8 protein-coding genes and 3 tRNA genes are annotated in these 12,539 nt (G+C 52.4%); 4 read left to right on the plus strand and 7 right to left on the minus strand.

All coding sequences use genetic code 11. From position 1 onward, the window contains the following. Positions 1-159: 159 nt before the first annotated feature. Both DK510_RS07800 and DK510_RS07805 read right to left on the minus strand, forming a co-directional pair. A tRNA-Asp gene (locus DK510_RS07800) sits at positions 160-236 on the minus strand. 46 nt (positions 237-282) lie between these two features. After that, a tRNA-Asp gene (locus DK510_RS07805) sits at positions 283-359 on the minus strand. Between the two features lie 211 nt (positions 360-570). Between DK510_RS07805 and DK510_RS07810 the strand changes: the two genes are divergently transcribed. From DK510_RS07810 to DK510_RS07820, 3 genes are all read left to right on the plus strand, one after another. Beyond that, positions 571-645: transfer RNA gene (locus DK510_RS07810), tRNA-Val, on the plus strand. A gap of 127 nt (positions 646-772) precedes the next feature. Next, positions 773-2,359 carry an APC family permease gene (locus tag DK510_RS07815; protein WP_109311674.1) on the plus strand — a complete coding sequence of 529 codons (1,587 nt, stop codon included), beginning with the start codon at positions 773-775 and terminating at the stop codon, positions 2,357-2,359. A gap of 634 nt (positions 2,360-2,993) precedes the next feature. Further along, positions 2,994-4,283: a hypothetical protein gene (locus DK510_RS07820; RefSeq protein ID WP_160116479.1), complete on the plus strand. Its 1,290-nt coding sequence runs from the start codon at positions 2,994-2,996 to the stop codon at positions 4,281-4,283. A gap of 35 nt (positions 4,284-4,318) precedes the next feature. Here DK510_RS07820 and DK510_RS07825 read toward each other — a convergent pair whose 3' ends face one another. From DK510_RS07825 to DK510_RS07835, 3 genes are all read right to left on the minus strand, one after another. Continuing rightward, entirely contained in the window at positions 4,319-5,164 is an 846-nt protein-coding gene (locus DK510_RS07825; RefSeq protein WP_234998966.1) for a hypothetical protein, read from the minus strand. 83 nt (positions 5,165-5,247) lie between these two features. Beyond that, complete coding sequence (locus DK510_RS07830) at positions 5,248-5,616, minus strand: DUF4345 domain-containing protein (protein ID WP_160116480.1); 369 nt, start codon at positions 5,614-5,616, stop codon at positions 5,248-5,250. 74 nt (positions 5,617-5,690) lie between these two features. Continuing rightward, positions 5,691-7,436 (minus strand): arylsulfatase, encoded by a 1,746-nt coding sequence (locus DK510_RS07835; RefSeq protein ID WP_160116481.1) that lies wholly within the window; start codon positions 7,434-7,436, stop codon positions 5,691-5,693. A 177-nt stretch (positions 7,437-7,613) separates the two neighbouring features. On the opposite strand from DK510_RS07835, the gene DK510_RS07840 reads away from it, so the two are divergent. Beyond that, positions 7,614-8,528 (plus strand): LysR family transcriptional regulator, encoded by a 915-nt coding sequence (locus DK510_RS07840; RefSeq protein WP_109311511.1) that lies wholly within the window; start codon positions 7,614-7,616, stop codon positions 8,526-8,528. A gap of 243 nt (positions 8,529-8,771) precedes the next feature. On the opposite strand, the gene lon is transcribed toward DK510_RS07840, so the two are convergent. Together lon and tgt are read right to left on the minus strand one after the other, a co-directional pair. Further along, the gene (gene lon, locus DK510_RS07845) at positions 8,772-11,180 is read right to left on the minus strand and encodes an endopeptidase La (protein ID WP_058271505.1); all 2,409 of its coding nucleotides are present in this window, start codon (positions 11,178-11,180) and stop codon (positions 8,772-8,774) included. Between the two features lie 211 nt (positions 11,181-11,391). Beyond that, positions 11,392-12,522 (minus strand): tRNA guanosine(34) transglycosylase Tgt, encoded by a 1,131-nt coding sequence (gene tgt / locus DK510_RS07850; RefSeq protein WP_109311597.1) that lies wholly within the window; start codon positions 12,520-12,522, stop codon positions 11,392-11,394. Positions 12,523-12,539 lie beyond the last annotated feature (17 nt).

Consider the following 12,539-nt stretch of genomic DNA (forward strand, 5'->3'; position numbering starts at 1 on the left):
CAAGTGTCTTAGAAATAGGTGAACGACGCTGGAACTCCAACAGAAAAGTTAGAACAAAGCAAGAACTGTCATCTATTCGCCGATCCGACAAAGCAGCATCGCATTTGACACGCTGAAGCGTGGCATAAATAATGAATTTACCGCTGACTTTAGGGAAAATGGCGCGGTTGACGGGGCTCGAACCCGCGACCCCCGGCGTGACAGGCCGGTACTCTAACCAACTGAGCTACAACCGCGCATCTATTTTCGTGATCCCTTAACCCGGATCCAGGCGGACAGCAGTGGCGCGGTTGACGGGGCTCGAACCCGCGACCCCCGGCGTGACAGGCCGGTACTCTAACCATCTGAGCTACAACCGCCCGCTGTCTGTTCATCGCTGAACGTTTGGGTGTATTATGGCTACGCCCCGACATCGTCAAGCGGCGTTTTGAAGTTTTTTCGAAGAACCTGATTTTTTCCGATTGTGCCACCCACCCCCGAGGCCGGAAAACCAGCTTTTCATGAGCTGTATCGAATTCACCACCGGCCATCTTGCCAACCAATCCGAGTCGCTGTAACAGCAGTGCCTACGGGTGATTAGCTCAGTGGTAGAGCGCTTCGTTCACATCGAAGTTGTCAGGAGTTCAAATCTCTTATCACCCACCATTCCACTTCCTCAGAATCAACGCATTCTAAGGCCTTGAAATTACATTACTTGCCAGCTTGCATTTCAGCTGCGTATCGTTCCTGCATCTGCCGTGTGATCAACCGGCGCTGAGGCATGGGGTTTCGCATGGCCAAATTGAAACGGGATATTGGCCTTGTCGGCCTGACCTTCATTTCGGTCGGTGGAATTATCGGTTCCGGCTGGTTGTTCGGTCCCCTCCTCGCAGTTCAACACGCAGGTCCTGCCGCTATCCTTTCGTGGATCATTGGCGCGGTGGCCATGTTCGTTCTTGCGATAACCTTCGCCGAGATTTCGGCCATGCTGCCCATTCCCGGGGGGATCGCCCGCGTCCCCCAGTTTTCGCACGGGAATATCGTTTCGATGGCAATGGGGTGGACAGCCTGGATTGGGTACAACACCACTGCCCCGATTGAGGTCGAGGCGATGCTTAAATACCTCGGGCCTTATGCTCCCTGGCTGCACACAGCCGCTACGGGCGATTTGACCGGCGCGGGTATCGCCGTGGCGTTGTTTTTCATGTTGTTGTTCGTTGTCATTAATGCGTTGGGGGTAAAATTCTTTACGCAAGTGAACGCAACGCTGACATGGGCCAAAATTGCCATTCCGATCGTTCTGTCGATTCTGCTGATCGCAAGTCGATTTGACACCGGGAACTTCACCCAACCGGGTGGTTTTGCGCCGTACGGCTTGCAGGGCATCATGGCGGCTGTTTCAACCGGAGGCGTCATCTTTTCCTTCATCGGTTTCCGCCATGTGGTCGATATGGCTGGTGAGGTTCGAAACCCCAAAGTAGCCATTCCTGCGGCACTGGTGCTGTCCATCATTCTGTGTGCAGCCATTTACGTCGGATTACAGATTGCGTTTATCGGCGCTCTTGGCCCGGAGATGCTGAAGAACGGCTGGGCAAGCCTGAATTTTAGCGGTCAGGGGCCATTGGACGGGGTCATCCTATCCGTTGGGATCGTCTGGTTCCTGAGCGTTTTGAATGTCGGCTCGGTCATTGGCCCCTTTGGCAACGGTTTGGTGTCCACCGGCTCGAACGCGCGTATCGCGCTGGCCTTGTCACAGAACGGTTTCCTGCCAAAGCGTTTGCAAATACTGTCTTCATTTGGGGTGCCCTTGTGGGCCTTGTCTCTGAACTTTCTGATTGGAATTCTGTTCCTTCTTACGGTCCCGTTCACCACCGTTATTGCCCTGAATGGCGCCGCCATAGTCGTATCTTTTGCCGTTGGGCCAATCGCCGTTGTGTGCTTGCGCCGCCTGATGCCGGACCACCCGCGTTCCATTCGCATCCCTTTCGTCAAAGTGGTGGCCATCACGGCATTCGCTGTCGCCACGCTCATCGTTTATTGGAGCGGTTGGGACACCGTTTGGCGGCTTGGCATCGCGTTGATCGTCGGATTTGTTCTTCTTCTGGCACGGTTCCACAATCGGCTGGACGAAATGGACGTGACCGAGGCCCTGTGGCTGGTTCCCTATTTCGGAGGGATCGGCCTGATCTCGTTCCTGGGACAGTTCGGGGAAGGTGCGCTTAAGCAAATCCCCTTCGGTTGGGATATTTTGCTGTGCGTCCTGTTTTCAATCGTCATTTTCGGTCTGGCGGTCCGATCCTCCCTGTCCGCCAAAAAGTTTCAGACTTACATCGCCGAGGAAGAGGTTCTGGACCCGAAGAAGCCTGTTATCGGCTTCTGAAAAGGAAAAAGGCGGGGAAGACCCCAAGCCACTATAGGTAAATGTTGACGAGCTACCGACCAGCAGTTAGGCTGCTGGTCGTTTTCGTTTAGAAATATGAGCTTGTGACGTGCCGGAACCCAAGAAGGCTTCGCAAAAATCTGCGAACAAAATGAGAACTCGACTTCCTCGCCTGCCTGGAGGTTTCTCAGTCAATTTTTGCCGCAATCCACTTTGTGACCTTTACGGCGTATTACCTGACCCACGAGATGGGCGCGGCCGACCAGCTACTCCTGGTTCGAATTTGGCGCGGGGCAAGGTCTCCGGATCCGGAGATCAGCGCACCTATGTTTGCCCAAGTTGCGGACGGTCTAGCATCCTCAAATCCAACAAGGCATTGGCGGAAGAATACGCAAGGCTCTCCCGCCTGAATAGAAGAACAAAACGTGAAAGTTGTCCGAGTGTTGCATGTAGCAATCATGGAGCGACCGTTGGGCTCATGCCGAGCCGGTATCGAAAGTTCGGTACGACGGCCAAAGGAGATCCAAGATATCAGTGCAAAGCGTGTAAGAAGACCTTTTCGATTGGTCGCTCAACGAGGCGACAAAAGCGTAGCGATCTAAATGGTAAAGTCTTTAGATCGCTGGTTAATGGCGTGACACTTTCAGCTATCTCACGATTACTCGATACATCACTTCCGGAAGTCTATTCAAAGATCGACTTCATCCATGAGCAATGCCAAGCCTTTGCAGCAGATCGGGAGAAGCGACTGCCCGAAGTTTTTGAAGGTGACTGTCCTCACTTCGCCACGGACACACAAATCCTTCAGGTGAATTGGCCCGACAAAGGTATTCGTAAACTTGTAGAAGTGCGCCACATGTGCACCGTCCACAGTGATAGCAAGTATGTCATCGCATCTACAACAGATGTTGATCCCGACGTTCACCCGCTTGCCGTCGAAAGGGCGATGGACATTGTCGGTGACAAAGACAAGCCTCGTTCTATGCGGGAGAACGCTCGGATTTGGTTTGCCAGTGAGTACATCGAGTACATTTGCAAACGACACGAGGCGACCAACCCAAAATCAAGTAGGTGGCACCGTAACAAAAAGCCAAGAGAGCTTGATGACGATATCAGGCTCCTTGAGATGGCCGCGAGGGTTCGACAAGACGCGGCCGAGTTTGCGCATATCATGCTGCTCAAGAAGAAGATGGGTCGGAAGTATCGGCTGCTGAACTTTTCAGTTGACCGCGATACGGGTGTCTCTTCAGCCTTTTTGGCTGTGTTCAAAAATGAAGTGCAGAAGAGAGTGGTGCGGATTGCAGACGTCACCATGGCAAAGAATGAAAGCCATCCGCGGCGCCTGGGGTTTGTGGCTGATGGTAACAGGGAATTAGAGCGCGTGGAGTATTTGATGCGTCAGGCAGGGTTCTTGCCTGGAGGTGGTGATCAGGCTGTCTCCAGGCCACAGGACGGCGCCATGGAGTACCTTTTGGAAGCCTCCTTTGGCAATATGGCACTCTCCGATATCAGGGAGCTCCTAATGGATCATACCGGTCAGTCTGAAACGGCCGGCATTCACTATCCGTTCCACTTCATTAATGAGCCGCATAAGCGGGTGATTTTCCGCACTGACCCGACACGATTAGACTATGCCCAGATGGCCCAGTTCGCAGTTCGGGCGGGAACGCATCCGGTAGACATGTATCACGCTCGGGCACGGACCAAGGTCATGGGATTTGAGCGTGGCTTGTCAACCTCGGGCCGCAAAAGCCTGTGGTACTACAAGCAGTACTACAATCCGGTTATGGTCATGAAGCTGGTGGATATCCTGAGGTTTGCCCATAACTACACCGACCTCATGGTAAAAGAACACAAGAGCCCAGCTATGAAGCTCGGTATTGCAAAGGGCTTTGTGTATGATCGGGATTTATTTAGCTTTTAGAAAATCTGTCCAAAATGACTTCTCTACAATCACCCTCAAAACTGTGTATTGAAGCCTAGAAAAACTTGCCACTTCGCTTGTCCTGGTCCCTTGCTCGCAACTGAGTATTGGGGTTCGACAAAGACGTTGTAGGTTATGTCATTCTTCTTGAATACCTGCCCGATGCCTAAGCCAATTGGCACATTGAAGCTGTCCGCTTCAAAATCGTAGGTCATGATCGGGGCTGATCTCAGGTAAGTACCTCCTCCTAGCTGGTAGAACAGGAACGGTTGGAATGCTCCGGTATTTACGTCGCTCGCATTACTGTCACCGGCAAAACTGGCTTGCCAAGTCAAAAGGTAACCGTATTGGAATTTGGGAGAAGACGCATTGAACAATACATTTGCGATACCTGCCGACCATTTTTCAGACCCCGAACCGTCAGTAGAGCCAGTTGGCGCGGTTAACTGAGGCCCAATACCGAAGCTCACCGCCGGATTTCCAATGTCAATTAGATATGCCGCAAATACATTGAGATCTCCAACGCCCGTAGTTTTCCCGCCTGGCCTCGGGAAAGAGTTTATCGGTAACGAAGCCCGCAAGATCCAGTTCGTGTCACCTAAACTAACCGGCTGCGCATACCGTAACCAAAATTGATTGCCCGTTTCGCGTGTTCCCGTAATTTCGCCGATATAGTAATTCTGGACATTGACTGCTTTGAAATTGGCAAGCGGATTATTCGCCTGCGCTGCGGACGATGCGGCATCTTGATCTTGAGCAGTAGCCGGATTGCCCAGGGTCGCGAAAACAACAAGCGTCAGGATCAAGTTGGCAAAGTTTCGAGCAGCGCGTACCCAACTCGGATCCGATCCTGAATGAAAAAAGTTAGCAACGGTTGTCAATTTTCGCTCCTTGATCCGCAATATTGACGAGCTCCAATCCAAATTTCCGCATCATTGTGGGAGCCCGATTTCGCTTGCCGAACTCACTTTGAAAGTAGGTAATAGCCCGCGGTGCCAATCAATATTTCAAGCGCCATATAGACATGCAAAAGAAAGTGCACGCGGCCTTCCGCAAATAGGCTTAGCACCCGCCCGCCGGCCAAACCGAACATAAAAACCACGAGAATGATCAGGGACGTATCGGTGAATGCCGGATTAGCAATACCTATTATCCAAGAGGCAATAACCGCAAAATAAAGACCCATTACGGCACGCAGTATATGCGCAATATTGTCGTTAATGTCGGCACCATACAGGAGCTTCATCGTGAGTTTGGGTTTTGCGCCATAGCTTAGAGCTATAGGGACTAGACCGACGGACGATATGAGAAGCAGTAATTGAGCGAGAGACAAGGCACACCTCAGACATTGTGGAAAAAGCCGCCGTCCAAAGCAATGTCAAGGACAGCGGTCGCTAACAAATCAGTTTATTTACCCACGACGGTCCACGGGTTCCAATCCTCCGCCACCGGAACAATACCCATCTCGTCAGCATAGCCTTGATAGATTTTTTTCAACTGTTCGAGCTTTCCTGGAAACTGTTCCTCAATTGGTGTAGTCTCACCCGGATCAGCGACGATGTCGTAAAGATGCCATTCGCCAGATCCAAACATACCAGTGCGAATGCGAACTGCTTTATGATTTCCTTTGATTACATATGTGTTTCCAAAAAGCTCAAAGGCGACCCACTGATCTTCATTTCGAACATAGTTTTGTTTGCCTTCAACGAAGTCCCTCATTGAGACACCAGAGGGTTTCACCATATTGGGGGCGTCGTACCTTGGGCCATCAGCCTGAACACCGGCGTAATCCAAGATTGTCATAGGAACGTCCTTGATGCTCGTAACAGCATTTGTGCTCTGACCTAAGTGGGCAAATTCATAGCCCAAAGGTGGTTTGATCATGAAAGGAACTCGCACTCCGCCTTCGGAAACATAGGCTTTCCAGAAAGTCAAAACACCCGTCGTAGAGTTCGCCCACGTTGTTCCGATTTGCCAAAGTGCGTCGGCCGATCCTATGGCCTTAAGACTTTGGTCAAAGTTTGCTTCTACCCACTTGCTCAATAGTGGATTGCTTAACTTGCCGCGGAAGTCCGTCCCTTCCGGTCCATTGTCGGTAAGGTAAATGATCAGGGTGTTATCGAGCTCGCCGATGGAATCGAGGTAATCGAATAGTTTCTTGATGTGCTGATCCTGCGAGTCAATCATTGCGGCGTAGGTCGCCATGATCTTTGCTTGGTATTTTTGCTGCTCATCCGACAGTGATGACCAAGGTACAACAAGATTATCAGAATTGTCTTCTTTACCATCATGGTACTTTGAGGACGGAGAGATCACGCCATGCTTTATAAGCGAGTCATAACGTTTTTCCCTCAATCCTTCGTACCCCAGCTCCAGATACATTTCGTAGTATTTATCGATAAGCTCTGCTGGTGCTTGGATTGGGAAGTGGGCCGTTGTGAAAGCCATATAGGCAAAGAAAGGTTTGCCAGATCCGCGACCACCCTCCAAGTATTCGATCATTTTTGAAGTGTATAGGTCGTTTGAGTACACCCCGTCAGGGCGAGTTACCAAACGGTCGTCTTCATGGAATTCCTCTTGAGATATTTTGGGAATTTGCCCCTTCTCTACTGCTTCTGCTGTTGCAGGGTCTTTTTCATCAGGAAGCATGACCTCTTGGTTCCAATGATTGGAGCCGCCGACGTAAATCCCGTAGCTACGATCAAAACCCCAGGATTGCGGACCTTTGCCGGTGTTTCGGGTGGGATGCCCAAGGTGCCACTTACCTGTGGTGTAGGTGTTATATCCTGCGTCCTGCAATAATTGAGCGATAGTGACAGCATTGTCGGTCAAATAGCCTTCATAGCCTGGCTTTCCTTCAGCATCCGGGTAAACGGCATAGTCAAAGGCCGCCAAGCCAACCTGAATGTTGTTTGCACCTGTCAGGATCTCAGAGCGCGAGACGGAGCAAACAGGAGTCGCGCGAAAGTTAGTAAACTTGAGTCCTTCCGAAGCAAGTTCATCCAGCGTCGGTGTCTCAATCTCGGAGCCGAAGGGCCCAATATCTGCGAAACCCATGTCATCGCCTAAGATCAATAGAATATTGGGGCGCTCATCCGCCATTACGATTTGCGTTGAAAACACAGTGAAAATAAGTGGCATCAGCTTTGCCATACAGCGTGTCATGATCTGATGTTCCCTTCGTTGGCAAAAGTGGTCAGCGACCCATAAAATCGATGTTGATTGGCCATCGTTCCTTTCAACCTTAGCGTTCTGAGCAAAAAAATCATTGGCAACTGCGCGCGTTTCAAGTTTTTTGACAATTGTTGCAAATTGTGAAATGGACGCAAGATGTATGACGACCGAACAATAAGTGCACTGTTGAGCCTCTCCAGAACACTGAACTTCAAATCCACCGCAAGAGAACTTGACCTGTCACAACCTACGTTGACGAGGCTCATACAGAAGGCCGAACGGGATGCAGACCTGGTCATATTTAAGCGTTCTGGTGCAAGGATTGAGCTGACTAACGCCGGACAGAAGGTTGTCGAACTTTGTAGGCAACAGAAAATTTCGAACGATCAGTTTCGCAAGAATATCGCGCGGGCGGCAAGCGGTGTAGATCGCGTAGAGATTGTATGCGGGCCTTTAACGACCCTGTCACTTGTTGCACCGGCGCTAAAGATGGCTGAAGAGGATATCCAAAAAGTTCAGGTGTCTGTCAAAGTTTCAGCAGATACGGACTCTGAGGAACTGTCGTCAGGCGGCAGTGTCGACATATTTGTCGGAGATCTGACTCATACAGCGTCCACAGATGGGTTAGAAATCGTAAAAGTATCATCAAAGGAATTGGTCGTTGTGGCGCCCCCTGGACACCCCATCACAAAAAAGGGGCCGGTATTATTTGCAGAGGCATTCAACTATCCCATTGCATCGCCATTCCTACACAAACACTGGAAATCTGAATTTGAAGCAATCTTGGTCAAAGCCGGAATTGATCCAAGATGGAGAGAGATACCTGCCATAGAGACAGATGACTTTTCGCTCATTGAGAACTTGGTTCGGTCAGGTGGATACTTGAGTGGCGGCACAAAAGACTTGTTCTCCGACGCCATCAAGGCTGGCAAGCTAGTCCAGGTGAACGTCAAAGGAGCTCCAAGTTGGAACATATGCATCGCTCGCAAAATGAACAATGAGAGGTCGTCTGTAGAGGCAATTTGGAAAAATCTGGTGCAGGCAGCTCTTGAGATCTCCAGGTCCGACTGACCGAAGGAAATGCTCTTGGAGCACTAATTTAATCTGAGGTGTGAAGTGCACTCTAAAGAACGAGCTTTCATCAGGGAGCAGACTTTTGAACTTAAAAAACCCAATGCTTGCCTTGGACTAAAAGTGTCAAATCCGCTCATCTAAAATAAAATTGCAAAAGAGGCTGAACTCTCAGCCTCTTTCAACATTTACCTGTAGGGCCTTGGGGAAGACCCCGCCTCTTCTTTTTCTATTGCCTATCGCTTAGTGCGTTGTGGCAGACGGGCTTGCGCTTTCAGTGGCCTTTGCAGCGGCTGCGGCAGCCTCTTCGGCGGCCTCATCCCACTCAATCGCTTCTGGCTCACGTACCAGTGCCAGCTTGAGAACTTCGGACACGTGCTCTACCGGAATGATCTTCAGACCTTCTTTCACGTTGTCCGGGATCTCGGCCAGGTCCTTTTCGTTCTCTTCCGGGATCAGAACAGTCTTGATGCCACCGCGCAGGGCCGCCAGCAGTTTCTCTTTCAAACCACCAATCGGCATCGCGTTGCCACGCAACGAAACCTCACCCGTCATAGCGATGTCCTTGCGAACCGGAATACCGGTCAGCACGGATACGATTGAGGTCACCATGGCCAGACCAGCCGAAGGCCCGTCTTTCGGAGTCGCACCATCCGGCACGTGCACGTGGATGTCTATCTTGTCGAACTTGGGTGGCTTCACCCCAATCTGAGGCGAAATTGACCGCACATAAGACGACGCCGCATCGATGGATTCCTTCATCACATCGCCCAGCTTGCCGGTGGTCTTCATCCGGCCCTTGCCCGGCAGTTTCAGTGCCTCGATATGCAGCAGATCACCACCGACCGATGTCCACGCCAGACCGGTGACGACACCAACCTGATCGTCCTGTTCGGCCAGGCCATAGCGGAACTTTGGCACACCCAGGAACTCATCAAGATTTTCTGGCGTCACCGTTACTGATTCCGCCTCTTTTTTGATGATCTTGGTCAGCGACTTCCGGGCCACCTTGGCGATTTCACGTTCTAGGTTCCGAACGCCAGCTTCCCGCGTGTAAGTGCGGATGATCGAATGCAGCGCGTCATCGGTCAGTTCGAACTCTTTGGCCTTCAGGCCATGGTTCTTCACCTGCTTGCTGATCAGATGCTGCTTGGCGATCTCGCTTTTTTCGTCCTCGGTGTAACCGGCCAGCGGAATGATCTCCATCCGGTCCAGCAAGGGCCCTGGCATGTTGTAGCTGTTGGACGTGGTCAGGAACATAACGTTCGACAGGTCATATTCCACTTCCAGGTAGTGGTCCATGAACGTGCTGTTCTGTTCCGGATCCAACACCTCGAGCATCGCCGATGCTGGGTCACCACGGAAGTCCTGCCCCATCTTGTCGATCTCGTCGAGCAGGATGAGCGGGTTTGTGGTCTTCGCCTTTTTCAGCGCCTGGATGATCTTACCGGGCATTGAACCGATATAGGTCCGACGGTGTCCCCTGATCTCGGATTCGTCGCGCACACCACCCAGCGAGATGCGGATGAACTCACGCCCCGTCGCACGTGCAACCGACTTACCAAGCGAGGTTTTACCCACACCCGGAGGGCCAACAAGGCACATGATCGGGCCCTTCAGCTTTTTCGACCGCTGCTGAACAGCCAGATATTCGACGATCCGTTCCTTGACCTTCTCAAGGCCATAATGATCGGCATCTAGAATGTCCTGCGCGCGGCCCAGATCCTTTTTCACGCGGGATTTGGTGCCCCACGGCAAGGCCAGAATCCAGTCCAGATAGTTGCGTACGACGGTGGCCTCAGCCGACATCGGGCTCATGTTACGCAGCTTTTTCAGCTCGCCTTCGGCCTTTTCACGGGCCTCTTTCGACAGCTTGGTCTCTTCGATCTTGGCTTCCAGTTCGGCAACTTCATTGCTGCCGTCTTCGCCATCGCCAAGTTCCTTCTGAATGGCCTTCATCTGCTCATTCAGATAGTACTCGCGCTGCGTCTTCTCCATCTGGGTTTTGACGCGGGTCTTGATCTTTTTCTCGACCTGCAGAACCGACATTTCGCCCTGCATCAGGCCATAGACCTTCTCAAGTCGCTCGCTGACGCTTAGGGTTTCCAGCAGGTCTTGCTTTTGTTCGACTTCAATCCCCAAATGACCCGACACAAGGTCAGCCAGCTTTGCCGGTTCGGTGGATTCTCCAACTGCGGTCAACGCTTCTTCGGGGATGTTTTTGCGCACTTTTGCGTAACGCTCGAATTCATCCGCAACAGTGCGCTGCAGTGCTTCGGTTGTCGTAACGTCGCCCGGAATTTCGGTCAGATACTCGGCGCGGGCCTCAAAAAATTCTTCGTTTTCAAGGAATTCCGTGATCATCACACGGGCTTGGCCCTCGACCAGCACCTTCACGGTGCCGTCCGGCAATTTCAGCAATTGCAGTACATTGGCCAGCACACCGGAACGGTAGATGCCGTCCTCGGTTGGATCATCGTCGCTAGGGTCGATCTGGCTGGACAACAGAATCTGCTTGTCGTCCTGCATCACTTCTTCCAGCGCCCGGACGGATTTTTCCCGACCGACGAACAGCGGCACGATCATATGCGGGAAAACCACGATATCGCGCAGCGGCAGCACTGGGTATGAGGAGTTCAGGGGCTCTTGCATGCTCTATCCTTATCATTGGCAAGACGGCTCTGGTCCCTCATCGAGGCAACGCCCGGCCGTCTCCTGTCTTGGACGATAAAGGTGGGGCAGTTAACGCCCTATTTCAACCTTACCGCCATCTCTCATGGTGAGAATGACCTGAGGTGTTCGGGACTGCAAGGCACCTGATGGACTATTCGGTGATTTTGATCACCAAAACGCCAAGCGCCTATCAAACAGGCTCAATATCGCCTTGCGCGCGCTGCGCATGGAACTCGACCTGCCACGCATCGAATGTTCCGGCAGCGATGGCGTCACGCATCCCCTGCATGATCTCTTGGAAATAATGCAGGTTGTGCCAGGTCAGCAGCATGCCAGAAATCATTTCATTCGAACGGAACACGTGGTGCAGATAAGCGCGGGAGTAGTTTGTACAGGCAGGACACGTGCAGTGTTCATCCAACGGGCGCGGGTCATCTGAATGACGGGCATTCTTGATGTTCACCACGCCGTAGCGCGTAAATACCTGCCCTGTGCGCCCCGAACGGGACGGCAGCACACAATCCATCATGTCAATGCCACGCGCAACGGCACCGACGATATCATCCGGTTTTCCAACGCCCATCAGATAACGAGGTTTGTCGACCGGCAGCATATCCGGCGCAAAGTCCAGCACGTCGAACATCGCTTCCTGGCCTTCACCCACGGCAAGACCACCGACGGCGTAACCTTCGAAACCGATCTCTTTCAGCGCCTCGGCCGATTCCTTGCGGAAATCCTGCTCAAGCCCGCCCTGCTGAATGCCGAACAAAGCGTGACCGGGACGATCCCCGAAAGCGTCACGCGACCGCTCGGCCCACCGCATCGACAGGCGCATCGACTCGGCAATGCGATTCCGGTCAGCGGGCAGCGCCGGGCACTCGTCGAAACACATGACGATGTCGGACCCCAACAGGCGCTGAATCTCCATCGATCGCTCAGGCGATAATTCGTGGCGCGAGCCGTCGATATGAGATTTGAAGGTCACACCCTTTTCGGTCAGCTTGCGCAACCCGGCCAGCGACATAACCTGAAACCCACCGGAATCCGTCAGGATCGGCCGTTCCCAATTCATGAACCTGTGCAATCCGCCCAAACGATCGATCCGTTCAGCGGTCGGGCGCAGCATCAGGTGATAGGTGTTGCCCAGCAGGATGTCCGCCCCTGTGGCGCGTACGCTTTCCGGCATCATCGCCTTGACCGTTGCCGCAGTGCCAACCGGCATGAAAGCCGGCGTGCGAACTTCTCCGCGCGGAGTGTTGATTACTCCGGTACGGGCCTTGCCATCCGTGGCCTTCAGGTCAAAAGAGAAACGGTCTGTCATGTAGATGCCTCAGGGTC

This window comes from Ruegeria sp. AU67 (assembly GCF_900312795.1).
GTDB classification, from domain to species: Bacteria; Pseudomonadota; Alphaproteobacteria; order Rhodobacterales; family Rhodobacteraceae; genus Ruegeria; species Ruegeria atlantica.